The 26,723-nt window shown below is 53.2% G+C and carries 23 protein-coding genes and 4 pseudogenes; 14 read left to right on the forward strand and 13 right to left on the reverse strand.

The features are described 5' to 3' along the window. Positions 1-40 precede the first annotated feature (40 nt). From uca to NR177_RS10850, 7 genes and pseudogenes are all read left to right on the forward strand, one after another. Positions 41-3,646 carry an urea carboxylase gene (gene uca / locus NR177_RS10820; protein ID WP_256852887.1) on the forward strand — a complete coding sequence of 1,202 codons (3,606 nt, stop codon included), beginning with the start codon at positions 41-43 and terminating at the stop codon, positions 3,644-3,646. Positions 3,647-4,196: 550 nt separating this feature from the next. Continuing rightward, positions 4,197-4,422, forward strand: a pseudogene (locus tag NR177_RS10825) (type II toxin-antitoxin system CcdA family antitoxin); the annotation flags it as partial. A 28-nt stretch (positions 4,423-4,450) separates the two neighbouring features. Then, positions 4,451-4,740: pseudogene (locus NR177_RS10830) on the forward strand (CcdB family protein). Between the two features lie 672 nt (positions 4,741-5,412). Continuing rightward, a complete protein-coding gene (locus NR177_RS10835; protein ID WP_256852888.1) occupies positions 5,413-8,154 on the forward strand; it encodes a glucan 1,4-alpha-glucosidase in 2,742 nt (913 codons plus the stop codon). A 1-nt stretch (position 8,155) separates the two neighbouring features. Next, positions 8,156-9,160, forward strand: a complete 1,005-nt coding sequence (gnd, locus tag NR177_RS10840; protein WP_256852889.1) for a phosphogluconate dehydrogenase (NAD(+)-dependent, decarboxylating) — start codon at positions 8,156-8,158, stop codon at positions 9,158-9,160. A 17-nt stretch (positions 9,161-9,177) separates the two neighbouring features. Continuing rightward, on the forward strand, positions 9,178-10,548 hold the full coding sequence (gene zwf, locus NR177_RS10845; protein ID WP_256852890.1) for a glucose-6-phosphate dehydrogenase: 1,371 nt from the start codon (positions 9,178-9,180) through the stop codon (positions 10,546-10,548). Positions 10,549-10,566: 18 nt separating this feature from the next. Further along, positions 10,567-11,262, forward strand: a complete 696-nt coding sequence (locus tag NR177_RS10850; protein WP_063877077.1) for an ROK family protein — start codon at positions 10,567-10,569, stop codon at positions 11,260-11,262. A 208-nt stretch (positions 11,263-11,470) separates the two neighbouring features. On the opposite strand, the gene NR177_RS10855 is transcribed toward NR177_RS10850, so the two are convergent. From NR177_RS10855 to rutA, 9 genes are all read right to left on the reverse strand, one after another. After that, positions 11,471-11,770, reverse strand: coding sequence for a CcdB family protein (locus NR177_RS10855; RefSeq protein WP_063877078.1), 300 nt, complete (start codon positions 11,768-11,770; stop codon positions 11,471-11,473). Between the two features lie 2 nt (positions 11,771-11,772). Continuing rightward, a complete protein-coding gene (locus NR177_RS10860; protein ID WP_063877079.1) occupies positions 11,773-11,991 on the reverse strand; it encodes a type II toxin-antitoxin system CcdA family antitoxin in 219 nt (72 codons plus the stop codon). A gap of 316 nt (positions 11,992-12,307) precedes the next feature. Next, a complete protein-coding gene (gene rutG, locus NR177_RS10865) occupies positions 12,308-13,645 on the reverse strand; it encodes a pyrimidine utilization transport protein G (RefSeq protein ID WP_063876877.1) in 1,338 nt (445 codons plus the stop codon). 33 nt (positions 13,646-13,678) lie between these two features. Next, entirely contained in the window at positions 13,679-14,233 is a 555-nt protein-coding gene (gene rutF / locus NR177_RS10870) for an NADH-dependent FMN reductase RutF (RefSeq protein WP_256852891.1), read from the reverse strand. 30 nt (positions 14,234-14,263) lie between these two features. Then, positions 14,264-14,854 carry a malonic semialdehyde reductase gene (locus NR177_RS10875; RefSeq protein WP_063876879.1) on the reverse strand — a complete coding sequence of 197 codons (591 nt, stop codon included), beginning with the start codon at positions 14,852-14,854 and terminating at the stop codon, positions 14,264-14,266. After that, positions 14,851-15,678 (reverse strand): pyrimidine utilization protein D, encoded by an 828-nt coding sequence (gene rutD / locus NR177_RS10880; protein WP_172896940.1) that lies wholly within the window; start codon positions 15,676-15,678, stop codon positions 14,851-14,853. The genes NR177_RS10875 and rutD overlap by 4 nt, the downstream gene beginning before the upstream one ends. 39 nt (positions 15,679-15,717) lie before the next feature. Beyond that, positions 15,718-16,104, reverse strand: a complete 387-nt coding sequence (rutC, locus tag NR177_RS10885; RefSeq protein ID WP_096011583.1) for a pyrimidine utilization protein C — start codon at positions 16,102-16,104, stop codon at positions 15,718-15,720. A gap of 26 nt (positions 16,105-16,130) precedes the next feature. Further along, positions 16,131-16,883 carry a pyrimidine utilization protein B gene (gene rutB, locus NR177_RS10890; protein ID WP_172823874.1) on the reverse strand — a complete coding sequence of 251 codons (753 nt, stop codon included), beginning with the start codon at positions 16,881-16,883 and terminating at the stop codon, positions 16,131-16,133. Then, the gene (gene rutA / locus NR177_RS10895; protein ID WP_145394354.1) at positions 16,880-17,971 is read right to left on the reverse strand and encodes a pyrimidine utilization protein A; all 1,092 of its coding nucleotides are present in this window, start codon (positions 17,969-17,971) and stop codon (positions 16,880-16,882) included. Before rutA ends, rutB begins: the two co-directional genes overlap by 4 nt. Before the next feature lie 399 nt (positions 17,972-18,370). Here rutA and rutR point away from each other — a divergent pair, with 399 nt between their 5' ends. After that, a complete protein-coding gene (rutR, locus tag NR177_RS10900; protein ID WP_145394355.1) occupies positions 18,371-19,060 on the forward strand; it encodes an HTH-type transcriptional regulator RutR in 690 nt (229 codons plus the stop codon). A 184-nt stretch (positions 19,061-19,244) separates the two neighbouring features. Here the strand turns inward: rutR and NR177_RS10905 are convergent, their stop codons facing one another. Then, complete coding sequence (locus NR177_RS10905; protein ID WP_063876884.1) at positions 19,245-20,000, reverse strand: amino acid ABC transporter ATP-binding protein; 756 nt, start codon at positions 19,998-20,000, stop codon at positions 19,245-19,247. 1 nt (position 20,001) lies between these two features. After that, positions 20,002-20,652: an amino acid ABC transporter permease gene (locus NR177_RS10910; protein WP_063876885.1), complete on the reverse strand. Its 651-nt coding sequence runs from the start codon at positions 20,650-20,652 to the stop codon at positions 20,002-20,004. A 272-nt stretch (positions 20,653-20,924) separates the two neighbouring features. On the opposite strand from NR177_RS10910, the gene NR177_RS10915 reads away from it, so the two are divergent. Genes NR177_RS10915 through NR177_RS10925 form a run of 3 tightly spaced genes read left to right on the forward strand, consistent with a single transcriptional unit; the run spans position 20,925 to position 23,671 of the window. Next, entirely contained in the window at positions 20,925-21,677 is a 753-nt protein-coding gene (locus tag NR177_RS10915) for an ABC transporter substrate-binding protein (protein WP_063876886.1), read from the forward strand. 45 nt (positions 21,678-21,722) lie between these two features. Next, positions 21,723-22,328, forward strand: a complete 606-nt coding sequence (locus NR177_RS10920) for a helix-turn-helix domain-containing protein (protein ID WP_096011585.1) — start codon at positions 21,723-21,725, stop codon at positions 22,326-22,328. Between the two features lie 14 nt (positions 22,329-22,342). Beyond that, positions 22,343-23,671, forward strand: coding sequence for an FAD-binding oxidoreductase (locus tag NR177_RS10925; protein WP_256852892.1), 1,329 nt, complete (start codon positions 22,343-22,345; stop codon positions 23,669-23,671). A gap of 229 nt (positions 23,672-23,900) precedes the next feature. Here NR177_RS10925 and NR177_RS10930 read toward each other — a convergent pair whose 3' ends face one another. Then, a complete protein-coding gene (locus NR177_RS10930) occupies positions 23,901-24,125 on the reverse strand; it encodes a KTSC domain-containing protein (protein ID WP_063876889.1) in 225 nt (74 codons plus the stop codon). Between the two features lie 442 nt (positions 24,126-24,567). On the opposite strand from NR177_RS10930, the gene NR177_RS10935 reads away from it, so the two are divergent. Further along, on the forward strand, positions 24,568-25,011 hold the full coding sequence (locus tag NR177_RS10935; RefSeq protein ID WP_096011587.1) for an antitoxin Xre/MbcA/ParS toxin-binding domain-containing protein: 444 nt from the start codon (positions 24,568-24,570) through the stop codon (positions 25,009-25,011). Then, positions 25,008-25,469, forward strand: coding sequence for an RES family NAD+ phosphorylase (locus tag NR177_RS10940; RefSeq protein ID WP_063876891.1), 462 nt, complete (start codon positions 25,008-25,010; stop codon positions 25,467-25,469). Before NR177_RS10935 ends, NR177_RS10940 begins: the two co-directional genes overlap by 4 nt. A 125-nt stretch (positions 25,470-25,594) precedes the next feature. On the opposite strand, the pseudogene NR177_RS10945 reads toward NR177_RS10940, so the two are convergent. After that, positions 25,595-25,932, reverse strand: a pseudogene (locus NR177_RS10945) (Tn3 family transposase); the annotation flags it as partial. 409 nt (positions 25,933-26,341) lie between these two features. Here NR177_RS10945 and NR177_RS10950 point away from each other — a divergent pair. Next, a pseudogene (locus NR177_RS10950) lies at positions 26,342-26,723 on the forward strand (transposase); the annotation flags it as partial.

Below are 26,723 nucleotides of genomic sequence, written 5' to 3' on the forward strand. Positions count from 1 at the left end.
GAATGTTGCGGGACGGCCCGCTTCCCTGAGAGTTCCGCTTATGTTTGATAGCTTACTGATTGCCAATCGCGGCGCGATCGCCTGCCGCATCTTGCGTACCCTGCGCGCCATGCAGGTGAAGGGCGTCGCCGTGTACTCTGAAGCAGACCTGAGCAGTCTGCATATCCGCGATGCGGATGAAGCTTTAAGCCTCGGTGACGGCCCGGCGATGCAAACCTATCTGGTGGCTGAAAAAATCATCGCCGCGGCGCAGCAAAGCGGGGCCAACGCGATTCACCCTGGCTACGGTTTTCTCTCAGAAAACGCCGCATTCGCCGAAGCCTGTGAAAAAGCAGGGCTGATTTTTGTCGGGCCAACGCCACAGCAGCTGCGTACCTTTGGCCTGAAACACACCGCCCGAGCCCTGGCCAAAGCAGAAGGTGTACCGCTGCTGGAAGGGAGTGAACTGCTGGCTGATATCGACGACGCCAGCCGCGCAGCAGAGGCGGTAGGCTATCCAGTGATGCTCAAAAGTACCGCCGGAGGCGGCGGAATTGGTATGCGCGTCTGCCGGGATGTGCAGGAACTGGCGGAGGCGTTTGAAACGGTCCAGCGGCTGGGGCAAAACAACTTCAGCGATGCCGGCGTGTTTCTTGAAAAATACATCGAGCGCGCCCGTCATCTTGAGGTTCAGATTTTCGGCGATGGGCAGGGGGAGGTTATCGCCTTAGGCGTACGTGACTGTTCGGTACAGCGGCGTAATCAGAAAGTGATTGAAGAGACGCCGGCACCCAATCTCCCTGAAGGCATGGCGCAGGCGCTCTGCGCGGCGGCCATTTCACTGGGCAAAGCCGTAAACTATCGCAGCGCTGGAACGGTTGAGTTTGTCTATGACAGCGTGGCGCAGCAGTTTTATTTTCTTGAAGTAAATACGCGCCTTCAGGTGGAGCATGGTGTAACGGAGCAGGTCTGGGGCGTTGATCTGGTGCGATGGATGATTGAACTGGCGGCGGGCGATTTGCCCCCACTGGATGACTTATTTGCCGGGCTAAAACCACAGGGGCATGCTATTCAGGCAAGAATTTATGCGGAAGATCCTGGCCGACAGTTCCAGCCTTCGCCCGGCCTGTTAACCGAAGTCGTCTTCCCGCCTGCCGATGGTGAAACGCTACGTATTGACCGCTGGGTCGAAGCGGGATGCGAAGTCCCCCCGTTTTTTGATCCTATGCTGGCAAAAACCATCGCCTGGCGTCCCATCCGCAATGAGGCTATCGCCACGCTGACGCAGGCGCTGGCGGAGACCCGGTTATACGGCGTAGAAACTAATCGCTTGTACCTGATGCAAATTTTGGCGTTCGCTCCCTTTGCCACAGGCGAACCCTGGACCCGCTGTCTTGAGCAACTGTGTTATCGAGCCGCCACGGTTGAGGTGCTGAGTGCCGGAACCCAAACCAGCGTTCAGGACTACCCTGGGCGGCTGGGATACTGGGCGGTGGGCGTGCCGCCGTCGGGGCCGATGGATGACCGCGCCCTGCGTTTCGGCAATCGGCTTTTGGGCAATGCCGAAGGGGAAGCCGCGCTGGAAATCACCCTTATGGGGCCAACTTTGAAATTTAATACCGACGTTCAGGCGGTGATATGTGGTGCGCCCCTGGCTGCCACGCTAGAGGATGTTGCTGTGCCGATGGACTGTGTTTTTAGCATTCCGGCTGGCGCAACGCTGAAGCTGGGCGCGATTAGCCACGCGGGCGTCAGAAGCTATCTCTGTCTGAGCGGCGGCATTCAGGTGCCGGATTATTTGGGCAGTAAAAGCACGTTTACGCTTGGTCAGTTTGGCGGTCACGCCGGACGGGCGCTGCGCGGCGGCGATGTGTTGCATCTGGCTCCGCGAGCTGCCAGCCAGACCAGTGCAACGCTGCCCATCGCGCTGCGTACGGCACTCCCGCAGGTGCGTACGCTGCGGGTGATTTATGGCCCGCATGGCGCGCCGGAGTTCTTCGAGCCAGAATATATTGCGACTTTCTTTGCGACAGACTGGGAAGTGCATTTTAACTCCAGCCGTACCGGTGTGCGCCTGATCGGGCCAAAGCCGATCTGGGCGCGCGACAGCGGGGGAGAAGCGGGGCTGCATCCGTCGAATATTCACGATAATCCTTACGCCGTCGGTGCCGTAGATTTTACAGGCGATATGCCGGTGATTCTGGGGCCGGATGGCCCCAGCCTGGGCGGTTTTGTCTGCCCGGTGACAGTGATAGAAGCTGACCTCTGGCAGTTAGGGCAACTTAAAGCCGGCGATAAAGTGCGTTTTGTGGCCGTGGATTTAGCTACCGCCCGCCGACTGGCTGAAGGACGACGCAACGAGTTAGCCACGCTCAAGGTGCAGAAAATCGCCTGGCAACCGGCTCCCTTGACGTCACCGATCATCATGACCTGCGGCGAGGCAGATAAACGCCTGGTGGCGCGCCTTTCCGGCGACACCCATTTGCTCCTTGAGGCAGGCGAGCCGGAGCTGGATCTGGTGCTGCGTTTTCGTATTCACGCCTTGATGCAGGCACTGGAAGCGCCATCCCGAAAGGGCGTAATTGATATCACGCCAGGGATTCGTTCACTGCAAATCCATTTTCAGCCTGAAACCCTGACGCTGGCCTCGCTGCTGACCTGGGTGCGCGATGAATGGGCGGCAGTATGCGTTAGCGACGACCTGCAGGTACCCACACGCGTGGTGCATTTGCCGCTTTCCTGGGATGATCCGGCCTGCCGGAAAGCCATAGAGAAATATATGACCACCGTACGCCATGACGCGCCGTGGTGCCCGAGTAACCTTGAGTTTATCCGCCGGATTAACGATCTGCCTGATGAAGAAGCAGTATGGAATACGGTGTTTGAAGCCAGCTACCTGGTGATGGGGCTGGGTGATGTGTATCTCGGTGCGCCAGTCGCGACGCCGCTTGATCCGCGCCATCGTCTGGTCACTACCAAATACAATCCGGCGCGCACCTGGACGGCCGAGAACTCGGTTGGCATTGGCGGTGCCTATCTGTGCGTTTACGGCATGGAAGGGCCTGGCGGCTACCAGTTTGTGGGCCGCACGCTTCAGATGTGGAATCGATATCACAACGTCGCTGATTTTGCCGGTCAACCCTGGCTGTTGCGTTTTTTCGATCAGCTACGCTTTTATCCCGTATCGGCAGAGGAACTTCTGCATATTCGTCGTGATTTTCCACTTGGCCGCTATCCGCTGCGTATTGAACACAGCACGCTACGGTTAGCAGAATATCAGCAGTTCCTCGCACGCGAAGCACAGAGCATCACTGCGTTTCGCGACCATCAGCGGCAGGCGTTTAATGCTGAACGCGACCGTTGGATCGCCAGCGGCCAGGCCCATTTTGACAGTCAGGAGATTGTGGCTGATGAAGTCGGCGATGCGCCGCTACAGCCGGGTGAACAGGGGGTGGAAAGCCCTGTTTCCGGCAATTTATGGCAAGTGCAAACCACTGTGGGTAGCCGGGTGCGCGCGGGCGATGTTCTGGTTGTGCTGGAATCGATGAAGATGGAGATTCCGCTTCTGGCACCCTGCGACGGCGTGATCCAGCAGGTTAATGTGCAACCGGGCAGCGCAGTACGCGCAGGACAGTGCGTAGCGGTGATTATTGAGGATAATGCTTAATCTGGCGGGGATCTAATGTACATCTGACTATCCCTGGCGACGAATTGTCGCAAAGGTCTAAATATCCTGCGCCTGCTGACCGATATCCGTCAGCGGGCGCAGGTGCTTAAGCAGAGTTCCATGAGAAAAGGTGGCAAAGTCATGAACCACTTTAAGGCGGGGAACGTCATTCATTGTAATGCACCCCGAATTCTAAGCCGTCATCAGTTGCGTTCTCAGCTGTGAAAGCCTGGAAAAAGGACGATAATGCGGACATCTCAATATAACCAGAGGCAAACATCTGAATTTAGCCATTATCATATAGGTGCGCATAATCTATCTTATGTTAAATAAGGTGTCCAGTTACGCACTCAGATGGCTCCCCGGCATCACTGGCTCCTCACCTGCGTACCTTTTCGTCCTAAAGCCTGTTCTGCACCGATCGCGCTACGCGAAAACTGGCCCATAAATCCCCTGCGGATTTCGCAGAATTCACATAGCGTTGTCAGCCGCGTTAATATTACGCTTAAATAAGCCGTGTAGTCTGGACGGAGTCAGACGCGAGCTAATTATGTCTGGAAAACAGCGAGTCCCACAAATTGTCACGATGACAGTAGAACGTACGTAACTTACTTGGCCGTGCACGTGAGGCCGGAATCAATCTTAGTGCCGCGCTTGACGCCGAACTGCGTCAATATAAAGCACGCAAGTACCAGGAAGAAAACACTGAAGCGCTTGATGCATTAAACTGTTTTCACGATGAAAATAGTTGCTTCAGTGATGATTACAGGCGTTTTAATAATTTAGTTCACTGTCTACCGCAATATGGGAAAACGTACTCTCTGTTCCTTGCTGCGTGATAAAATCCGCGACTTCATTGGCCAGTGAAATCACAGGATTGTTATCCCTCTTCTGCCCGTTGAAAGTATCCAGGTCGCACCCGACCGGAAAGACTTATCCCGCTTGTGAGACTGTCAGATGAGCCTGAATATGCGGTGATGACCCACGAGATGGCGAGTATCCCGGCTCATGCGTCAGGCCCACTGTTCTGTGACGCATCGCCTTATCAGACAGTGATTAAAGCGGCAATAGATTTTCTTTGTAATGGTATTTAACGACCTCTATTTTTATGTTTTGAAGGGAATGCCTTAAGAGAAAGATAAAACCCTTAAATAATTTAAGCGCCTCATCGAAGATGACTCAAAAATTATCTGACTCAATAATAGTCGCATCAGGATATATAAAATGATCAAGAAGCTATTCATCCGTGTATTACTCACCCTGCCCTTATAATTAATCGACAATGTTTCTCCTGTTCTGAATTCAGTGCGCCTCAGATAATGGCTTCAGACAATCCCGATTAAATAATATTGAAATGAACAGGCGTCATTTCGCATCGGGTGCCTGCCATTGCTGAAAGGATGGTGGCTCAGGCGCAAAATTATGTCGCGGGCATCGTTGGTTCAGCTAATGCTGATGAAAAACAGAACCCGTCTGAATTCAGAGTGTAAAAATACGCTACCGAAATTTACATCTGGTGTGGAACCGAACATCTGCTCATCATAAACTTCAAGCGAAATACATACCCGGGAGACTGAGGGTATTTTTGTGCAAAAAACCACATTTAAGCCTCCTGGCGTACAGGTTCCGTCATGTCAGAACAATGTCAGTGTGTCCTCTGCAGTAACCATCCATTAGTCAATGAGATAAAATAAAAATTGATTTCTCCCTGCTGCTGGCTTGAGTGCGAAAGGCTTAGTTAATACTTAATTGATTATTTATCCTTAATGACTAAGATGTTTTTTTGTTTTTACACTTTCAATTGTATTGAAACTTTTCAGGTAGTTGACCCAAAAAGCTACACCAGCTATAACAATATTGTCTCTGATATTAAAATCGCAAAAAATTACGTTGAAGCAATTTGCTTTGGTATAGAAATATTTCAGTCTTGCCCGCGAGAAGACAGGATTTTATCCGCAATCTCGTGGTTGAGATTTTTCTACGCATACAGCCAAGGTAGCCTAAAAATGGCAGATTCTGACAGCGACGCCCTGCCGTTGCAAAAGTGCATGAGACAGGGCGACCAGCAAATAAGCGCTAAAGTTGATTCCGCCCCGGGAGCGCCGGGTATCGCACCCCGCTGGACATCAAGTGCCAAGAGCGGAATCGGCACGGCCCTTTCAACAGACTCCCCTGTCTGGTTCTCCTTAAGCCATGGTGTTCTCAACGAAATCTATTATCCGCGCGTCGACAGCGCCTGCACCCGTGATTTCGTTTTCGTCATCACGGGGCCGGAAGGGTATTTTTCCGAAGAAAAGCGCGATTGCTCGACCGAAATCAATACCTGCTCGCCAGGCATTCCGGCCTTTTCAATCAGCAACACGTCCCGTGACGGACGTTACAGGCTTGAAAAGGACATCATTACAGATCCGGCTCGTGCCTGCGTGCTGCAACGCGTCCGTTTCATCGCTCTGAAGGGTGATATCGAGGATTACAAGGTCACCGCACTGCTTGCACCCCATCTGGTGAATGCGGGACAAATGAACGCTGCATGGATCGGCGAATTTGAAGACAAGCCCGTGCTTTTTGCCACGGGTCGCTCTTGCTACCTGGCACTCGTCTGCGACCTACCCTGGACAGCAGTGAGTGCGGGTTTTGTCGGTACTTCAGACGGCTGGCAACAGCTGAAAAAACACGGACGCATCGCCAACCAATACCAGCGCGCGGATGACGGCAATGTCGCGCTTGCTGGGGAACTGGTGTTCACAAGCAACTGCCGTGAAGCCACGCTGGCTGTTGGTTTCGGCCCGACGGAATTCGAGGCCGCAGCGGCGGCAACCGCCAGTCTGAAAGCGGGCTTTGACACCGCGCGGAATCACTATATCGGCAACTGGCAAGCGTGGCAGGACAAGCTCATGCCACTCGACCAGGAAGAGCGGAACGGCGTAAATACATACCGGGTTTCAACAGCAGTTCTGGCCTCGCACAGAGACGCCGATTCCCCCGGCGCCGTTGTCGCGAGCCTGACAATACCCTGGGGATTTTCGAAGGGCGATGACGATCTTGGCGGCTATCATCTGGTCTGGCCGCGCGACCTGGTTGAAACGGCAGGGGGTTTCCTGGCCGCTGGCGACGTCGACGCAGCACTCGCTATTCTCGAATATCTCCGGCACGTTCAAGAGCCCTCCGGGCGCTGGCCACAGAACCTGTGGCTCGATGGAAAACCCTACTGGTCCGGTATCCAGATGGATGAGTGCGCCTTCCCCATTCTGCTAACCGATATGTTGCGTCGACTCGGTCATCTCGACAAGAAAGCGCAGAAACATTTTATGCCAATGCTGCGCAGCGCGGCCAGCTACATTCTGACCAACGGCCCGACGACCAGCGAGGACCGCTGGGAGGAAGACTCGGGCTACAGCCCCTTTACCCTGGCGGTAGAGGTTAGCGCCCTTCTTGCTGCCGCAGACCTGATTTCTGTCGATGGAGACGAGGCGGCGGCAAATCACCTGCGAGAAACTGCGGACTGCTGGAATGAACAGATTGAAAAATGGACCTTTGCGGGAGAGCCAAATTTCTGCGGCTCGATCGGTATTTCCGGTCACTATGTCCGCATTGCTCCGTCGGGCGTAACAGATGAGGCCAGTGCATCCGGCAATACCGAGATCCGCAACCAGACGCCGGATCGGGCGCTTCTGTCGACAACCGATGTACTGAGCCCGGATGCTTTGGCGTTAGTGCGTTTTGGGCTGCGCGCCGCTGACGATCCGCACATCGTTGATACGATAAAGGCAATCGACCACAGTCTTCGTGTCGATCTACCCCAGGGTCCACTATGGTATCGGTATACCGGCGACGGCTATGGCGAGCATGAAGACGGCGCGCCGTTCGATGGTATCGGCCAGGGACGTCCCTGGCCTTTGCTGGCCGGCGAACGTGCGCATTACGAGCTGGCAGCGGGCAGGCATGATGTGGCTGAGGCGCTATTATCCACGCTGGAAAAATCGGCAGGCCCGGGCGGGCTGTTACCAGAACAGATATGGGACGGCCCCGATATTCCCGAAAAGGAACTGTTCTTCGGGCGGCCTTCCGGGAGCGCCATGCCGCTTGTCTGGGCGCATTCCGAACATATCAAACTCCTGCGATCGCTCCACGATGGCGCGGTCTTCGATATGCCACCACAAGGCGTCGAGCGCTATATCAGAAATAAGACCGCATCGCATTTGCGCATATGGCGCTTTAACAACCGCCTGACCTCGCTTCCTGTCGGGAAGCAATTGAGGCTGGAAACGGAAGCGAACGCCCTGGTGCACTGGAGCACGGATGGCTGGGCTACCGTCTCTGACACGCCTGCAGTCAGTTCCGGGCTGAAAACCTATTATGTCGACCTGCCTTTGCAACATGAAGACGCAGGAACCTGCGTTGTCTTCACCTTCTACTGGCCTGACGTCGGACACTGGGAACACACCGACTTTACCGTTCACGTCGTGAATGAACAGGAAGATCAAACACGCATCGATAATGGAAAATGATATGCAGATTGGAATGGTAGGTCTCGGGCGCATGGGCGCCAACATGGTACGCCGCCTTCTTAAACAGGGCCACGATTGCGTCGTTTTCGACGTGAACGCCGATAACGTTGAAGCACTCATCAAAGAGGGAGCAACCGGCGCGTCATCGCCAGCGGATCTTATTGCTAAGCTGGAGACGCCGCGCGCGGTCTGGCTCATGCTTCCTGCCGCGATCACACCGAAGATTGCGCGGGACTTCGCATCAACGCTTACCAAGGGCGACGCCATCATTGATGGCGGCAACTCCTTTTACCGTGAGGCTATCGACCTGTCCGAGGAGTTTTCATCTCTTGGCATCGACTATATCGACGTCGGCACATCGGGTGGCGTTTGGGGCCTGGAGCGTGGCTATTCCCTTATGATTGGGGGCCCGCAGGCGGCTGTAAAACGCCTGGACCCGATTTTTGCATCACTTGCGCCCGGTGCGGGTCAGAGCATCGCGGAAGACCCGGCCGTGGGCACGGCTCCAAGAGGCTATCTTCATTGCGGACCGGCAGGCGCCGGACACTTCGTCAAGATGGTACACAATGGCATTGAATATGGTGTGATGGCTGCCTATGCCGAAGGCCTGAACATATTGAAAGCCGCTAATGCCGGGACCGTCGAGCGAGAGGCTGATGCGGAAACTGCACCCCTTTCCCACCCGCAATATTATCGTTTCGATGTCGATCTTCCCGCTGTTACAGAGGTATGGAGACATGGCTCGGTCATTGGCTCCTGGCTGCTGGATCTCACAGCCGAGGCATTGAAACAGAACCCGCATCTCGACAATTATGATGGCCGTGTGTCCGATTCCGGCGAGGGCCGCTGGACATTGCAGGCGGCGGTGGAAACGGGCGTCCCTGCTCCGGTTCTTGCATCGGCCCTCTTCGGGCGCTTCTCTTCTCGTGGCGAAGCACAGTTTGCCGAAAAAGTTCTCTCAGCCATGCGGCATGCCTTCGGCGGCCATTTGGAAAAAACCAGGTAACGTAGAGGAGCACAGCAATGGCGCAGCAGCGATCAGATGTGCTGGTGGTGTTTGGTGTCACCGGCGACCTTGCCCACAAGATGATCTTTCCTTCGCTCTACGCAATGGTGAAGCATGGCGCGCTCAAGACGCCGATCATCGGTGTGGCATTTGAGGACTGGACGCGTGATCAGTTGATCGCGCGGGCAAGAGATGCGGTTGAAAAGCATGTCGATGTCATTGATCAGACGGTCTTTGCCGAGCTGGCGGACAGACTGTCCTACGTTTCCGGCGATTATCGTACTCAGTCAACATTCGACGGGCTGCGGGATGCGCTGGCAGGCCATCATAACCCGCTCTATTATCTTGCCATTCCGCCCTCCCTTTTCGAAACTGTCGCCAACAGTCTGGAAGAGGCAGGTATCGCGAAAGGTGCCCGCCTGATGGTGGAAAAGCCGTTCGGACGCGATCTCGCGTCGGCAAAACAACTGAACAACGTGCTTCATAAGGTTTTCGATGAGGACGCGATTTTCCGCATCGACCACTTTCTGGGTAAGGAAGCCATCCAGAATCTCCTCTACTTTCGCTTTGCCAACAGCTTCCTTGAACCAATATGGAATCGCGATCATGTCGAAAGCGTTCAGATCACCATGGCCGAGGACTTCGGCATTAAGGGACGCGGCAAATTCTATGACGAAGTTGGCTGCATTCGCGACGTGATTCAGAACCATCTGGTCAATGTGCTGCTGTTGCTTGCCATGGAACCTCCCGCGTCCGGCGCGTCCGACGATCTGGTTGATGAGAAGGTACAGGTGCTAAAGGCCATGCCGCCCCTGTCAGACGCTGACGTGGTTCGTGGTCAGTTTGAAGGCTATACCGATGAACCGGGCGTCGCCTCTTTATCTCCGACGGAGACCTTCGCTGCAGTTCGCTTCCACATTGCAACATGGCGCTGGAGTGGCGTTCCCTTTTATATCCGTGCCGGCAAAAATTTGCCTGCACATGCGACGGAAGTGGTCGTGCGCTTCAGGCGACCGCCGGTTACCCTTTTCGATGACATTACCGACGAACCTGCCAACTATATCCGCTTTCGTCTCGGCCCGGATATTACGATCGGCATTGGCGCGCGACGCAAGGCTGCCGGCGAAAAGATGCGAGGTGAAGCCATCGAGCTAACGGCGCTTGACGATGGTATTGGCGATATGCTGCCTTATGAGCGGCTGATCGAAGATGCCATGGCTGGAGACAGGCAGCTTTTCACCAGGCAAGATGCAGCGGAACTGGCCTGGAAGATCGTCGAGCCGATACTGGATGAGAAAACCGTTCCCGCTGCCTACAAGCCAGGGACCTGGGGACCCGCCGCGATGGCGGACTTTGCGCCCCCCGGCGGCTGGTTTGACCCCGTTTGAGCTGATGGATAAATATAAATGACAAAGCATACTTTAAAAAAGAAAGAGCCTATCGTTCTGTCCATCGACATCGGCGGAAGTCATGTGAAGATCCTCTCCAGCGCTGGCGGTGAGGAAAAGAAGGCAGAAAGCGGAAAGACCATGTCTGCAGCTGACATGGTTGCGGCGGTCAAGGCCATGGCTGAAGGCATGACTTACGATGTGATCGCGATGGGTTTTCCCGGTCCAGTGGCGCACGACAAACCGCTCAGTGAGCCCGCCAACCTGGGTGAGGGCTGGGTGGGGTTTAACTATGCGGACGCATTTGGCTGCCCTGTCCGTGTCGTCAATGACGCCCTGATGCAGGCGCTCGGCTCCTATCAGGGAGGACGAATGCTGTTCCTCGGTCTCGGCACCGGACTGGGTGCTGCCATGATCGTCGAGAATGTCGCTCAACCCATGGAGATTGGTCATCTACCCTACCGCAAGGGCAACAGCTACGAACACTATGTGAGCGAAGCCTATCGAAAAGATAAGGGAAACAAAAAATGGCAGGAGCGGGTTTTCGATGTCGTGGAGATGCTGACCAAAGCCCTGGAGCCTGACTACGTGGTGCTGGGTGGCGGCAATGTGGATAAACTCGCTTCACTTCCGCCAAAGTGCCGCAAAGGCGACAACACTCTGGCGTTCGAAGGTGGATTTCGACTCTGGAACGATCGCAGCCTGATTACGTAATCTCTGCTTTCAGGTTTATTACCGAATAGCGTTGCTGGGTTTCCGACTCTCTGCCGCGAGCAATTGTTTGCGGCAGATAAAAACCTCCAGCGAATTCTAAATTCAATGAGACGTAATGCGCTGTGTGGACGCGTCGACATGACATTTTCAGGTACTTAGAACAATGGCAGGTTTTTTTCGCCGTCCATCGACGCGATGAGAAACCGTGTCAGAACCCCCAAAAGAGCCTGAAAATCGCGTTTTTGATTATCTCTTCATACTGTCTGACATCACCGACTTTATCCCCTAACGCTTTCATCGGGACTGATGACACGTCGGTTGTCACAACCCGGTATTTGATGCCATTAACAAGCACTTGAGGATAGAGTTCACCTGTCCCCTTGAACTCGCTCGGACGTGCAAGTGGTACAACCATTAAACGGCCTGGTGTTTCTATTAGATAGCTCTGTACTTCAACAAGATAGGGGTATTTTATTCCGTTTATGTGCGGGTAAACGTCAAATTGCATCGTTACCAGTTCCTGTACATATCAGAAAGCGAGCCCTCTTCTCCCACAAAGTCAGAGAAAGCTTTCATGCTTTCACGGTTTTCTTCTTTCCAGCGTTCCGCTCGGATTCTGCGGGCCTCATTGATGACAAGTTCGTTAACCATTCCAGAGAGATTTAAGCCAGCAGATGAAAAAACCTCATAGGCTTCTTTATCGATGGTTACGTTAGTTCTGTATTTCATGCGCACCTCCAGAGTGTGAGTTAAAAGTATACACTTCGGACACACACTGGCAAGGCTCGTTTTTTTGATTTATGGACGGATTTCAAGGTGCAGCTGGTCGCACTCAACCTGAAACACGTATTCAGCTTGTCAGACTGCCGGATGACCAGAAACAGGCGGTAATGATTTGCCAGATGGCGAGCATCCCTGCTCGTGATGCAGGTGCACTGTTAGATGAGGCAGGGCATTTCCCACCACGCTTTAGACGTGACGAAAACACCCGGCTCTTCATTCAGAAACACTCCCTGCCCGCCCTTCTTAACTCTCCATTAGAGGCTTACTCCTTCACCACCGCCTCAGTCTTTATCTCCGGCTGTGCACTTGCCATTTTGCTCCGGCTCAAAAATGCATTAAGCAAAATCGCGCCGAAAGTCGCTGTGCCGATACCGCCCATGCTGAAGCCGCCGAGCGTCAGGGTAAAGTTACCCGCGCCAAGTACCAGCGTGACCGCCACCATAATAAGATTACCGTTCAGCCCCAGATCGACGTGGTTTTGTACCCAGATGCGGGCGCCCGCCACGGCGATTAATCCGAACACCACAATCGACGCGCCGCCGAGCACCGGGCCGGGAATGGTGTGGATCAGCGCGCCAAATTTGGGCGAGAAACCCAATACAATGGCGATGATCGCTGCGGTGACAAAAATCAGCGTGGAGTAAATTTTGGTAACGGCCATTACGCCGATGTTTTCAGCGTAAGTTGTCACGCCGGTGCCGCCCGCTGAAGCCGAAAGTAAGGTCGCCAGGCCGTCACCGATAAACGCGCGGCCCATATAAGGATCAAGGTTTTTACCCGTCATCCCTGCCACGGCTTTTATATGGCCAAGGTTTTCCGCTACAAGGATTACCGCCACCGGGGCAATCATCAGCATCGCGTGAGTGCTGAATACCGGTGTGGTAATGGTGGGTACGCCAAACCAGGGTGCCTGGGCTACTGCGCTGAAATTCACCGGTGTACCCAGCCCAAGGCCGTTGGTAATCGCCATATAAATCAGGTACGCCGCCACCAGACCCAGCAACAGCAACAGCCGCTGCACCAGACCACGGGTAAATACCGCCACCGAGCCGATACACAGCACGGTCATCACCGCCATCCAACTGTCAAACGATGAAGCCGATACGCTGTTAATCGCAATGGGCGCGAGGTTCAGACCAATCGCCATCACCACCGCCCCGGTGACCACTGGCGGCATCAGGCGTTCAATCCAGCGCGTGCCGACCGCCATGACTACAAAACCGATCAGCGTATAAATCAGGCCACAGGCAATAATGCCGCCCAGCGCTACGCCGATATTTGGATTCGCGCCGTGACCGCTGTAGCCGGTTACCGCAATCACCAGCCCGACAAACGCCGCACTGGAACCGAGATAACTGGGTACGCGCCCGCCAACCACCAGAAAAAACAGTAGCGTGCCGATGCCCGACATCAGGATCGCCATATTGGCGTCAAACCCCATCAGCAATGGCATTAATACGGTGGCACCAAACATCGCCACCGTATGTTGCAGCCCCATGATCACCGTTGCGCCCAACGGCAGCCGTTCATCCGGCGCGATCACCGCACCATCCAGATTGCCTTCTCTTTTACGCCATTGCGGAAACCAGGTATTTGCCATGCACGACCCTTACTGTGTTGAGGGAGGACTGAGTTAACAGGCTGTCTGACGCATCAGCGGATGATAGCGTCGATCGAAATACGCCAGTCCGTGGCAGTCATCGTTGCGTTGGAGTGCAACGACTTCACAAAACAAAATATCGTGGGTGCCGACGCGGGTGATCTGCGTAATGGTGCAGTCAAACGACACCAGCGCGTTGGTGAGGATCGGTGAACCGGTGGCAAGACCTGTCCATTCGGCGGCGGCAAAGCGCTGCTCCATCGGCGTTTTCCCCCCAAATAAACCGGACAGCGACTCATGACAATCGGCCAGTGTGTTCACACATAACACCTGATTTTGCGTAAATGCCTGATGCACCGACGCAGAGCGATTCAGGCAGACCAGCAATGTCGGCGGCGCATCGGTTACGCTGCACACGGCGGAGGCAGTGAACCCTGCCCGCCCGCCAGGGCCGTCGGTGGTGATGATATTGACAGCGGAACCGACGCACGCCATCGCATCACGGTATTCCTGTTTTTCTACAGCCGCCTGTTTTGCAACTTCAGGCGCATCGATGGCGGGCAGTGTGGCGTTCAGGGTTGATTGCATGGTCCGGTCCTCAGAATTAATCAATGATGCTTACAACACGCGGCAGGCGCGGTCGAAATCAAGGCGCGGCGCGCGCGGATACAGTTTGCTGCTGTCGCCGTAACCGATGTTGATCAGAAAATTGGATTTCCAGCCTTCCTGCGCCAGAAACGTTTCATCGACTTTGGCGTTATCGAAACCGGACATCGGTCCGGTATCCAGGCCGATCGCGCGGCAGGCCATAATCAGATACGCAGCCTGCAAACTGCTGTTGCGAAACGCGGTATCCTGGGCCAGCTGTGGGCTGGAGGTGAACCATGAACGGGCATCACCAGAAGGAAACAGCTCAGGCAATAACGCATAGAACTCCGGGTCCCAGGCAATAATCGCTGTCACCGGGGCGCTCAGGGTTTTCTTCAGATTGCCGCTGGAAAGTGCCGGTGCCAGTTTTTCTTTGGCTTCCTGACTCTGAATAAACACGATACGAGCCGGGCTGCAGTTCGCCGACGTCGGCCCCATGCGCGCCAGTGCGTAAATCGTTTTCAGCTGTTCGCCTGTCACCGGTTTATCCAGCCAGCCGTTATGGGTGCGGGCTTCAGTGAATAAGGTAGCCAGTGCGCTGGCGGTTAATGCGTCGGTCATGATGTCTCCGTGGAAATGTAACCGGACGGCGTAACGGACGCTTGCGATGAGTGCCGTAGTAACCAATCCAGTAAAATCGGGTTAAACGTATCGGGGTCGGTCACGCTCATTGCATGACCGCCGTACAACATGTGTCGGTGCTCGCCATGAGGAAGACGTGAAGCGAGATCGACCGAACACGACCACGGCACCAGCAAATCGTCTTTACAACTGAAAGCCAGCGTCGGCGCGATCACCTCTTTAAGCGACGCCGTCAGATCAGACTCCATTAGTGCCTGCAGGCGGTGCAGCAGGTTTTCCATTCCCTGAAAATGCGCGACCTGGTGCGTGTGCTCTTCCTGCAATAACGCCTCATGGTCAGACAGCCAGTCGCCCGGATACAGGAACAGCGGCTGCGCCTGGACGTAGGCATCGACACCGCTATTAAGCAGCAAATTCTGCCGGACTTGAAAGCAGCGACGCGTTTGACTGTTAAGCGTCGTCCAGCCGTTAATCACCACCAGACTTTGCAACAGCATCGGATAACGCAGTGCAAGATGCAGGCCAATAATGCCGCCTAAAGCATGACCGACCAGATGGCAGCGGCTGATATCCAGCGCATTGAGCATGCTCGCCAGTTCGTCGGCCATGTCCTCCATCCGGTAACCGGCAGGCACGGTGCCCTGACTGTGCCCTGTGCCGTGCTGGTCATAGACCACCACCCGGAAATGCTCCGCGAGCATCGCCAGCTGTGGCTGCCAGAAACTGCCAGAACCCCCCAGCCCTGATGAGAGCACCACGGTTTCTGCATCGGCATTTTTCCTACCCAGTACCTTGTAATACATGCTGTTTCCTCTTCAGGAGGACGGGGACACTCGGACGGATCACCGGCCAATATGCGCAATAGACGCGATTTCGATCAGCGCATCGGGTTTCACCAGGCCGCACTGAATACAGAACCGGGCCGGTTTTTCGCCCGGAAAGTATTCGGCGTACACCTGATTCACCGCGCCGTAATTTGCCCAGTCGGTGATAAAAATCGAGTTCATGGTGACGTCATCCATGCTGCCGCCTGCGGTTTCAATCACGCTTTTGATGATCTCCAGCACGTGACGGGTTTGCGCGGCGGCATCACCGACATGCACGACGTTATTGTCTTTATCAAAAGGCAATGTACCCGAAACGTACACCACGCCATCGGCGAGTGTACCTGGAACGAAAGGCGCCAGCGGAACACCGCTGCCAGCCGGAATAATGGCGCTTTTAGGCATCGTTAATCGTCCTTTTTATAAAGCGGTCAGGCCGCATTTTGTTCAGTTTTGTAACCTAGCGCGTCGCAGAAGTTACCCACGCTGGAGACCCAGCCAAAGAACGTTTCGATGTTATAAATGGCGGCTTTCTGCGCAAATTCCGGGCCGGCCTGATGTGTCGCGTCTTCCAGCACAACACCGAAATATTCCAGGAAGAAGCCGTCACGCAGGGTCGATTCGACGCATACGTTGGTCGCAATGCCGGTAAATACCAGATGATGAATGCCGTAGCTGCGCAGCAGACTGTCGAGCTGAGTATTAAAGAAACCGCTGTAGCGCGGTTTGGGCAATACAATATCGCCCGGCTGCGGCTGCAGTTCATCGACCAGGTCATAATCCCAGTCGCCTTTCGCCAGCAGTTTACCCATCAGTTCCGGGCGTTTGCGCATCGTTTTCAGCGCATTGGATTTATGGTAGTTCGGTGAACCGGCGCCACCGGCTTCGACGTACTGATTGTCCCAGCCGTTCTGGAAGAAAATCACTTTGATGCCCGCAGCGCGTGCAGCGGCTATCGCCACTTTGATATTGGCAATCACTGGCGCAGTGGCAGAGACATCGAAGCCCGCCAGATCAAGATAACCGCCTTGAGTCGCGTAGGCATTTTGCATATCCACCACAATCAGCGCCGTTTGCTGCGGCGTGAAGGCAATGGCTTCAGGACGGGCTGTGAGGATCGTTTCCTCGCCGGTATTTTGGGGCGCGCGGCGGACCACTGTCTGATTCTCAACAACGTTCATCATGCGACCTCTTTCTGCTCAATGCCGATGTGCTGGCGGGTTTTCATTAATGGCTGGATGTAACGACCAAAGTTTTCGATACCGTTGACGAAATCGTCGAAGGTCAGCAGCACGCCGCCTGCGCCGGGAACCGTATCGATTTCATCGAGCATTCTGGCGACGCTGGCGTAAGAACCAACCAGTGTGCCCATGTTGATATTGACCGCGGAAGTCGGATCGGCCATCTGGCGGACGTTGGTATCCGCACCGGATTTGGTGTCTTTACTGCTCTGATCGGTGAGCCAGGAGAGCGCCTCGGCATCGGCCCCGGCTTTGTACAACTCCCATTTGGCGCGGGCGGCTTCGTCGGTTTCGTCGGCAATCACCATGAACAAAACGTAAGAGGAGACGTCGCGGTTTTCGGCTTCTGCCGCCGTTTTCATGCGCGCGGCGGTCGGCGCAAAAGCGGTGGGTGTGTTGACGCCTTTGCCGAAACAGAAGTTGAAGTCGGCGTGTTTGGCGGAGAACGCCATGCCTGCGTCGCTTTGCCCGGCGCAGATGACTTTCATTTGGCTTTGCGGACGCGGGCTGACGCGGCAGTCGTCCATTTTGAAGAATTCACCGTCGAGCGTGCAGTGGCCCGTGCCCCACAAGTCGCGCAGCACGCTGACATATTCGGTCAGGTAATCATAGCGGCGGCTGAAATAGTCATCGCCTGGCCACATGCCCATTTGCTCGTATTCCGGTTTCTGCCAGCCGGTGACGACGTTCACGCCGAACCGGCCATTGGAGATGGAATCAATAGTGGCAGCCATACGTGCAACGATTGCTGGTGGCATCACCAACGTGGCGGCAGTCGCGTAAAGCTGAATGCGGGAGGTCACGGCAGCCAGACCGGCCATCAACGTGAACGATTCCATGTTGTGTTCCCAGAATTCAGTTTTACCGCCGAAGCCGCGCAGTTTGATCATCGAAAGCGCAAAATCGAAATGATAGTGCTCGGCTTTCTGCACAATGGTTTTGTTCAGTTCGAAGGTAGGTTTGTACTGCGGCGCAGTTTCTGAAATTAGCCAACCGTTGTTGCCGATAGGAATAAAGACACCGATTTTCATAGCTCACCTCGATTGAAAATAATAAGGACCACAACAAGGGCTTGCGAAAATATCTGCGCGGCTTAAGTGCGTCCTGCGGGTTCCTGATTGCACCGTGCTGAAATCTCCTGACGAGAGAACAACTGCAAAGTGGATGCCATGTTTTTAAAAATGTTTATTTTCATGAGGTTAAAGCGGGGTTTAATTTTTTTATGGAGCAGTTGGTCTGTTTCAGACCATTTGTTCAAAAATAACTGCACGTAAATCAGGCAGGATTGAGCGCAAATGGTGCAAATTTATTAAATAGTCGGTTAAGCGGGATCTTATTTCGCCGCTTTCATAAATGGCGTGCATGACGATAGTCGCCCCTATCCCTATTTGTTATGCTTTCCACCTTGATGTTTATGTCATGGAGACGTTGTGAAGCCATTGGTCAAAAGCCCGGAATCTGCCGCCGGTGAAAGCAAGTCCCCTCAGGCAGCGTCGAAATCATTGACGCGCCGCTCGCGGGCGGTCGCCGCCAAACGTAGCGCTATCATGGCGGCTGCACTGGAATTTTTTTCGTTGTATGGCTTCCACGGCACCCGACTGGAGCAGGTAGCGGAACGTGCTGACGTCTCAAAAACCAATCTTTTTTATTACTTTCCCTCGAAAGAAGATTTATATATTGCGGTGCTGAAAGGGCTGCTGGATATCTGGTTAGCACCGCTTAAAGCATTGCAGTCCGATCAGCATCCACTGGAAGCCATACGCGAATATATCCGTCTGAAACTGTGCGTATCCCGCGACCATCCGCAGGCGTCGAGATTGTTTTGTCTTGAGATGGTGCAGGGCGCGCCACTGCTAAAACAGGAACTGGGTGGCAGCCTGAAAACGCTGGTGGAAGATAAATCGGATGTTATTCGCGGCTGGATTAAAGACGAGCTGATCGCACCGGTCGATCCGATGCAGCTGATTTTTATGCTGTGGGCAACTACGCAGCATTACGCGGATTTTGGCGTGCAGGTTGAGGCGATCACCGGTAAAACGCTCAGCGATCCGGTGTTTTTTGAACAAACGGTGAAGAGTGTTCAGGACATCATTATCAAAGGCATTCAGCTTCGTGCTTAAAGGGACCAGGCAGCAAAGCAGAGCGGTCTGGTGGTAAATGAACGTGGGGATGAGCACAACACAGGTTAACCGATCCCCCGGTCATATGTTCATTTTTTCTCCCGTCCCCGCAGCTGCCAGAAAGACGCAGCACTGACAACGCGTAATAACCATTTTTACGTGATCAGAACTGCTTTTCTGACGTTTATGCATTCATCATATTCGACACGCCGGAGTCCCTCAGAACCCGGCGCAAGAAATCCTGGGTGCGTGCTTCCTGAGGACGCAGCAAGACCTGTTCGGCTTGCCCTTGTTCCACAATTTGCCCGCTATGCAGGAAACAAACGCGATCCGCGACCTCTCGTGCAAACTGCATCTCGTGTGTGACAACGATCATTGTCATGCCTTGTTGTGCCAGATTACGCATAACCTGCAACACTTCACCGACCAGTTCGGGGTCCAGGGCGGAGGTGGGTTCGTCAAAAAGAATCGCTTTGGGCTGTAGCGCCAGTGTTCGGGCAATGGCCACACGTTGCTGCTGACCACCTGAAAGTTGCGCCGGCCACGCGGAAACCTTGTCTGCCAGCCCTACTCTTTCCAGCAATTCTCTCGCGCGTTTTTCTGCGGCATTGCGTGATTCGCCATTAACGTAAATCGGGCCTTCCATCACGTTCTCAAGCACATTGCGATGGGGAAAGAGATTAAAGCGCTGAAAAACCATACCTATCTGGCGTCGGAGCAAATTGATATTTTTGCTTTTATTATCAACGTGCTGACCGAGAACGCGAATTTGACCGTTTTCATACGTCTCAAGCCCGTTTATACAGCGCAGCACCGTGGACTTTCCGGAACCTGAAGGACCAACCAGACAGACCACTTCGCCCTCTTCGACGCGAAAACTGACCCCTTTAAGCACTTCTACTGAGCCAAAGCGCTTATGAACATCAATAATTTCAATCATCTCAGGCTCCTCTTTTCTGACGATTTTCAAGGTGTTTGGTAAAGGCCAGCAATGGCATACATAACGTCAGGTAAAGTAACGCAACCAGGGTATATACCGTTGTGTTATCAAAGGTTGAGGCAGCAAGAAGCTGTCCCTGGCGTGTCATTTCGGTTACCGCGATCGTTGAAGCAAGAGCCGAATCTTTAAGCATCATCACCAGGGTGTTGCTGTAAGGCGGCAGTGCAACATGAAAGGCCTGAGGCAATATGACCCGCCGCATCGCTTTACTAAAACTCATTCCCATAGAACGTGCAGCTTCCAGTTGACCGCGATCCACGGATTCAATGCCAGAACGAAAGATCTCTGCGAGGAAGGTAGAAAAACAGAAAGCAATACCGATCACGCTGGCCTGAAAAGAGGTAAGGGTGATACCAATGTCGGGAAAAACGAAGTAGATGTAAAACAGCACCACAATCATGGGCAATGCACGGGTGATGTTAATGATGACAGCGACAGGCCATGAAATGATTTTAAAAGGGCACATTTTTGCAGCAGCAAAGATCAGGCCGAGTGGCGTACTGATAAGTAACGACAACAGTGTGATGTAGATTGTCATTTCAGCCCCTTTCAAGAGAAAAGGGAGATATACATGAATGCTGCTCCAGTCCATTATGCGCTCCAGCCGGTGTTAGGTGGCATGCTAAAAATTCATTTTAATGAATATTCCCCCGTTAAATACTGTCAAACTTTTCCTCTCATGGCGTCATAGCATTAACTTATTTGTACGACAACCTTCATTTAAGATCGCTTATAGTCGCAAATCAAAGGGTTTGATGCTCATTTGTGAGGGGGGATTTTTTTTAGAAAAGAAATGATTGACAGCAGGATAATTAATTTCATTATATTGAAGTTAATGGTCCCCGTTTTAAGCAGGAGTGCGTCATGTCTAACCGATCGTGCGTAAGTGTGGCTTTGTTGTTTGCCGCATTAGGCTTCACTTGCAGTGTTAATGCGGCGTTGTTGACGGCGGGCTCCCCGCCATCCAGTGCGCCAACGACCTTTCTGGATACAAAAACGGGAAAAATCGAAGGATTCATGCCCGATGTCGCCGCCGAAGTGGCCAGGCGTCAGCATCTGGAGATTAATTTTAGCGCTGTGCCCTTCTCCACCCTTATTCAGTCTGTTATTGCAGGCAAAATTGACATGATCGTGGCGGGAATGACACCGACGCCAGAGCGGGAAAAACGCATCTCCTTTTCTCAGCCGGTGACTGCATTTGGGCCTGGACTCGTCGTGCGTGATGACAATAAAAAAACCTACCATTCGCAACAAGATCTTAAGGACGAAATCGTGGGTACTATGACAGGCACTGACTACACGCAAAGCCTTATAAAAAGCGGCATTGCTAAAGAAGTCAAAGTCTACGATAGCCCTTCAGATATGATGCGCGATTTGTCACTGGGTCGTATCGCGGCAGGCATGAATGATTATCCTATTTTGAAAGTTCAGGAAAAAACCGGATCTTTTAAAGGTATGCACGTTGTAGATGATTATAAACCCGAGCATATTTCGCCCATGGCGTTTGGTGTGAAAAAAGGCAACGATAAGCTGCTTGCCGATATTAATAACGCGCTGACAGCAATGAAAGCAGATGGGTCACTGCAAAAAATTAAAGCTAAATGGGGAATGCCCTGATCGCGCTTTCACACAGGGACGCGACAAACCTTAAGGAGCATGGTTATGAAAACAGCGGTAATGCACGCAGAGGAGCTGAGTGCAGCAGAGGCTAACATCGGTATACGTTTAAAATTAATTCGTAAGTCTCGTAGCATGACGATCAAAGAGCTGGCGCAACAGGCTAATGTGTCAGCGGGCGCAATTAGCCAGATTGAACGTAATCTGGCTAACCCTACGATACGCGTTCTGGAGCAACTTCGTGTGGTCTTAGATGTGCCACTGACAGCCTTCCTTGAACAAGATGACGTAATGCGGCCGGGCGCAGAGCATTACGTGCGACGCAGGCATGAGCGGCCGCACTTTCATGTTGGCAAACTGGGGATAACTAAAGAGATGTTATCGCCCTCAGGCGAACACGATATTCAGTTTATGTATATCAGTATTCCTCCGCGCACACGTTCAGAAGAGATGCTGACAGGCACGGGTGAAAAAGCAGGTGTAGTAATGGAAGGTAAACTGACCCTTGAAGTAGAGGGGGGGAAAACCTTAATCGAAGCGGGTGACAGTTTTCAGTTTAAAAGCCATCTCCCGCATAATATTTTCAACGATAGCGACACAGAAGCCCGTGTATTGTGGATTATGCATATTCCGCCGCGACATCATATCTGAAACAAGGTTAACCCATGCGAATCAAGGTCGATAGCGTCCATGACAGCTCCGTCTTCCCCACCACTGTCGATGTTGTTGTGATAGGCGGTGGCATTGTTGGTACGTCAACGGCCTATGAACTGGCGAAACAGGGCGTTTCAGTGGCCCTGTTTGAAAAAGGCGTTATTGCCGGTGAACAGTCTGGCCGGAACTGGGGCTGGGTGCGCCAGCAGAATCGTGACTTGTATGAACTGCCTATGGCGATGCGCAGCCTACAGCGCTGGGATGAACTGAGTGCCGAAATCGGAATGGATCTTGGTTTCAGGCGCAGCGGCATTCTCTATGGCACAGTCAACGATGCTGATCTGGCGCGTTGGGAAACATGGGGTCAGCAAGCGAAGCAAATGGGCTTTACCAGTCATCTCTTATCTGCGCAGGAAGCTAAGGCACGGATTGGAGATAAAACGGCCTGGCGAGGCGGCGTGTGGTCACCCACCGATGGTCGCGCGGAACCTTCGATGGCAGCACCGGCCATCGCTCGCGGTGCGCAAAACTTGGGTGCCAGCATATTTCAGCACTGCGCGGTGCGCGCACTGGACATTAGTGCGGGCCGGGTCTCAGGTGTATGGACAGAACGCGGGCGGGTAAACGCCAGCCGGGTTATCTGTTGTGGTGGAGCATGGAGTTCACGTTTTTGCAGACAATATGGCATTGAACTCCCTGCAGCGAATATTTTGGGCACGGTGTTCAAAACGACCGCTGCGCCTGAAGTGGTGAAAGGATGTCTGAGTACACCTAACCTTTGCCTTCGCCGCCGTGAGGATGGCAGTTATACCGTTGCCGTGCCCGGTCTTGGACAAATTGATTTGGCACCGCAAAACATCCGTTATGCTGCAAAGTTCTATCCAATGTATCGCAGTAAAGTGGCTAAAAAGCTCAAGGTCCGGCTTAACAGCTCGTTCTTTTCGGGCCCTGAAGCGGCTGGAAGCTGGCATCATGACAGCCGTTCACCGTTTGAAAAAATCCGTGTCCTTGATCCCAACCCGGATAACAGCATTATTCGCAATGGTCTTGCGGAGTTGATCCGTTTATTTCCAGAATTGGATGGGATAAAAGTTGATTATGCCTGGGCGGGCTGGATTGACACCACACCTGATTTAGTGCCCGTCATTGATGAAGTAAGTGCGCTACCAGGGATGTTTATTGCTTCCGGCTTCAGTGGACATGGCTTCGCCATTGGTCCTGGCGCAGGGCTTTTGTGCGCACAGTTGCTGACGAATAATCCCGTTTATACAGACATCGCACCTTATCGTCTTTCACGTTTCGAGAAAGGTAATGCGATTCGCGAACCGCAAATGATGTAATTCAGCGGCGCTGCGTGGCCCATTAGGGGGTTATCTGAGCGGTCCTTTTCAGGCAATCATTGAGTGTTTCAATGATTGCCTTGAAGGGAAGATAATGCGTATTCAACCTTCAGGCACGGACCCGCAAAATCACCTTATCGCCGTCGCCCTATCCACTTAGCGAGAAAGACGGCGTTTGACGCTTATCTTCACCGCCATGCCTGAAAAAATGAGCCGTCATCTTGTATCGCTATGCATCGCTCTTTTGGTACATAGAAAAAAAACGGTTGTCGATGCTTTCGCGGAAAAACGCGTCCTGATCGACGGCTGCACAGAATCCCTGATAGGTATGGGCCGGAACAGCAAGCCAGCGTCGGCACGTACCGTTGCGGTACTCAAGTTCCAGCACCCCAGACGTCGGATCGAATCCCGCACTGCGAAATAATGTTGAAGAGTTGATGTCGTGTCGTTTCATAACGGATAGTCCCTATCGGTTGAACCCAGCGCCTGCACTACTAAGAGCGGCAATATATCACAGTCACCGACAATCTTTCGTCACGGTGACTATCCTGTCATGGCAAAAGTCATGCGAAACAGCGAGAGACAGCACAGAGTGCCGCTTACCTGTGATGATGACGTTCAGCTGACTTACCTGCTTGTCGTCAGCCGCTCGCCGATAGGCAACTTCGGCTGTTATCGCCCCTGTTCATCCCTCTTACTGCGCATGTCCTTTTCTTCTGTAAGCTGTTGACCACAAAATGCCAGATCAAAACCAGAGGATGTGTTGCTTACCCTCCCCGTATTCTCCGCCAAAAAAAGAATAAACCGGGTTTATTTTCTAAATATGACAGCGCAAAAATGGTGCATTGAACCCTATCGCCATTTGGCTATAATCAAATAACCAAATGGAGGTGATCATGAAACAATTCACATTACCCGCATCCGCGGCAGAACCCGATCGCCTGTGGCAGTTTGCCGGTCTGAGCAGTGCGGACGGCGTTGTGCTGATGGATCAAATCGATGATGGCCTTGACGGTACGGTCGCCAGTCGCATTGTCACGTGGGCGCAAATCTCTCAGGCAGAGCTGCGTCGAATGACCGGCATCGCCGGCTCGACATTTACTCGTAGCGTAAAGAGTCGCTTCACTGCAGAACAGAGCGAACGGCTGGTGCGATTTATTCGCGTGATGGATCGTGCCGTTGAGCTGTTTGAGGGCGATAAAGAAAAAGCACGCCAGTGGCTCAATGAGCCTGCACGCGCGTTGGGCAATAAAAAACCGGCCGATCTGGTGGCGTCTGAAACCGGGGCTTATGAAGTACTAAAACTCATTACCCGACTCGAACACGGTGTTTATTCGTGAAGCTCTACCGCATGACTAAGACGCGTTATCTGGGATCGGCCTGGAGTGGTTTTGGTGCGCGTGAAGGTGGCGGTCGCTGGAACAGCGTCGGTGTGTCGATGGTTTATGCTTCTGAAACGGCCTCGCTGACCATGCTGGAGACGCTGATCCATCTGCAAAGCGCCAGCGTGCTGGATTCTTTTACACTCCTGAGTATAGAGGTTCCCGATCGGCTGATTGAGTGGGTTGATATCAATCAGCTACCCGCCGACTGGGCTGCACCGGAAGGACCTGCTGCACTGCGCCTGTTCGGGGATGCCTGGGTACAAAGTGGTGGTTCCGTGGCATTACGCGTGCCCAGCGCCCTTTCGCCGGTAGAATCAAACTATCTGCTTAATCCTGAACATCCCGCGTTCAATGCGATTGTTAAGCAGGCCCGCGACATCCCCTTCCGGTTTGACGCACGCTTTTTGCGGTAGCGCTGAACCGCTGCAGGTAAAACGCCTGTAAAATTAACACTCTCTATCTCTGTCATTCCCGGTCACTTCTGACCGAGTGTTCTAAAATAAGCGTCCAGATCAGGGGAATTAGTACCTGACAGGGGTCAGCTTGGATATCGAAAGTTATTGTACGTTAAGGCTTTTTTTAACCTTTCGACTTTAGCTGGTCTCAGCCGACGAAATTTATCGGAAGCCGGTATCCGGTTGCTTTCCAGATCTAATCGCCTGTCAGATTGATATGCTCCCATCCTGATGGTGACAGATGCGACAACAATTGTTCGTTGAGTTTCAGCCCCTTACGTTTCAGGGCATCGATCACTCTTTCTATATACACGGTCCCCTGCTTTATCGAGGTTGCCAGACGCAGCACTTCACGCCAGTGAATTTCGATCTCTTTCAGATTAAGTGTGGTCGTTGATATCAGTGACTGAAGCGCCGGGTATTAGTCTGCTTTCTCTTTTATAAGTGGCGATTCACTCATGGACTTCAGGCTTAGCCTTCACCGGCTTGAGTTTAACCACTGCTATGATCGAGTGGTGATTTACTCTCTTATAATCCCTGCTGACAGCAACTTTACTTTCTCAAAGGTTGATAAAATCGCAATACAAGACAGCGAGAATCATTGGCACTTACTCAATATTGAAAGCATTGAGATAGACCGAGTTCCTTACGATGAAGTCAGCAATGGCGCAGTCGGCATCAAGGTTGATAAGATAGTGCCGGGAGCAAGGGACTACTATGTAGTTAAAGTAAGCGAGGATAAGGGTCTACAGGATGCGTTGACCTGCTCCCCGTTGATTAATACACCGCGATGTTAGTAATGTCTTCATCAGTCACATGAGGACATCCCCATGAAGAAGCGATTTTCCGACGAACAGATCATCAGTATTCTCCGCGAGGCCGAAGCCGGGGTTTCAGCCCGGGAACTCTGCCGTAAGCATGCTATTTCAGACGCTACCTTTTACACCTGGCGCAAGAAGTTTGGTGGCATGGAAGTTCCCGAAGTGAAGCGGCTCAAGTCGCTTGAAGAGGAGAACGCCCGCCTCAAGAAGCTGCTCGCTGAAGCCATGCTGGATAAGGAGGCGCTTCAGGTAGCTCTTGGCCGAAAGTTCTGACGACAGACCAGACGCGGGAAGCCGTGGAAGTCATGTGTGAGGCCGCAGGTCTGTCGCAACGTCGTGCCTGCAGGCTGGCAGGTTTGTCCCTGTCGACCTGCCGTTACTCGGCTCAGCG

The organism is Pantoea sp. Fr+CA_20 (genome assembly GCF_024520835.1).
In the GTDB taxonomy this organism is placed as follows: Bacteria; Pseudomonadota; Gammaproteobacteria; order Enterobacterales; family Enterobacteriaceae; genus Pantoea; species Pantoea allii.

Coding starts and splice junctions, on each gene's coding strand:
- uca (WP_256852887.1), top strand. CDS start 41: ATGTTTGATAGCTTACTGATTGCCAATCGCGGCGCGATCGCCTGCCGC.
- NR177_RS10835 (WP_256852888.1), top strand. CDS start 5,413: ATGACTAAGATGTTTTTTTGTTTTTACACTTTCAATTGTATTGAAACT.
- gnd (WP_256852889.1), top strand. CDS start 8,156: ATGCAGATTGGAATGGTAGGTCTCGGGCGCATGGGCGCCAACATGGTA.
- zwf (WP_256852890.1), top strand. CDS start 9,178: ATGGCGCAGCAGCGATCAGATGTGCTGGTGGTGTTTGGTGTCACCGGC.
- NR177_RS10850 (WP_063877077.1), top strand. CDS start 10,567: ATGACAAAGCATACTTTAAAAAAGAAAGAGCCTATCGTTCTGTCCATC.
- NR177_RS10855 (WP_063877078.1), bottom strand. CDS start 11,770: ATGCAATTTGACGTTTACCCGCACATAAACGGAATAAAATACCCCTAT.
- NR177_RS10860 (WP_063877079.1), bottom strand. CDS start 11,991: ATGAAATACAGAACTAACGTAACCATCGATAAAGAAGCCTATGAGGTT.
- rutG (WP_063876877.1), bottom strand. CDS start 13,645: ATGGCAAATACCTGGTTTCCGCAATGGCGTAAAAGAGAAGGCAATCTG.
- rutF (WP_256852891.1), bottom strand. CDS start 14,233: ATGCAATCAACCCTGAACGCCACACTGCCCGCCATCGATGCGCCTGAA.
- NR177_RS10875 (WP_063876879.1), bottom strand. CDS start 14,854: ATGACCGACGCATTAACCGCCAGCGCACTGGCTACCTTATTCACTGAA.
- rutD (WP_172896940.1), bottom strand. CDS start 15,678: ATGTATTACAAGGTACTGGGTAGGAAAAATGCCGATGCAGAAACCGTG.
- rutC (WP_096011583.1), bottom strand. CDS start 16,104: ATGCCTAAAAGCGCCATTATTCCGGCTGGCAGCGGTGTTCCGCTGGCG.
- rutB (WP_172823874.1), bottom strand. CDS start 16,883: ATGATGAACGTTGTTGAGAATCAGACAGTGGTCCGCCGCGCGCCCCAA.
- rutA (WP_145394354.1), bottom strand. CDS start 17,971: ATGAAAATCGGTGTCTTTATTCCTATCGGCAACAACGGTTGGCTAATT.
- NR177_RS10905 (WP_063876884.1), bottom strand. CDS start 20,000: ATGATTGAAATTATTGATGTTCATAAGCGCTTTGGCTCAGTAGAAGTG.
- NR177_RS10910 (WP_063876885.1), bottom strand. CDS start 20,652: ATGGACTGGAGCAGCATTCATGTATATCTCCCTTTTCTCTTGAAAGGG.
- NR177_RS10915 (WP_063876886.1), top strand. CDS start 20,925: ATGTCTAACCGATCGTGCGTAAGTGTGGCTTTGTTGTTTGCCGCATTA.
- NR177_RS10920 (WP_096011585.1), top strand. CDS start 21,723: ATGAAAACAGCGGTAATGCACGCAGAGGAGCTGAGTGCAGCAGAGGCT.
- NR177_RS10925 (WP_256852892.1), top strand. CDS start 22,343: ATGCGAATCAAGGTCGATAGCGTCCATGACAGCTCCGTCTTCCCCACC.
- NR177_RS10930 (WP_063876889.1), bottom strand. CDS start 24,125: ATGAAACGACACGACATCAACTCTTCAACATTATTTCGCAGTGCGGGA.
- NR177_RS10935 (WP_096011587.1), top strand. CDS start 24,568: ATGAAACAATTCACATTACCCGCATCCGCGGCAGAACCCGATCGCCTG.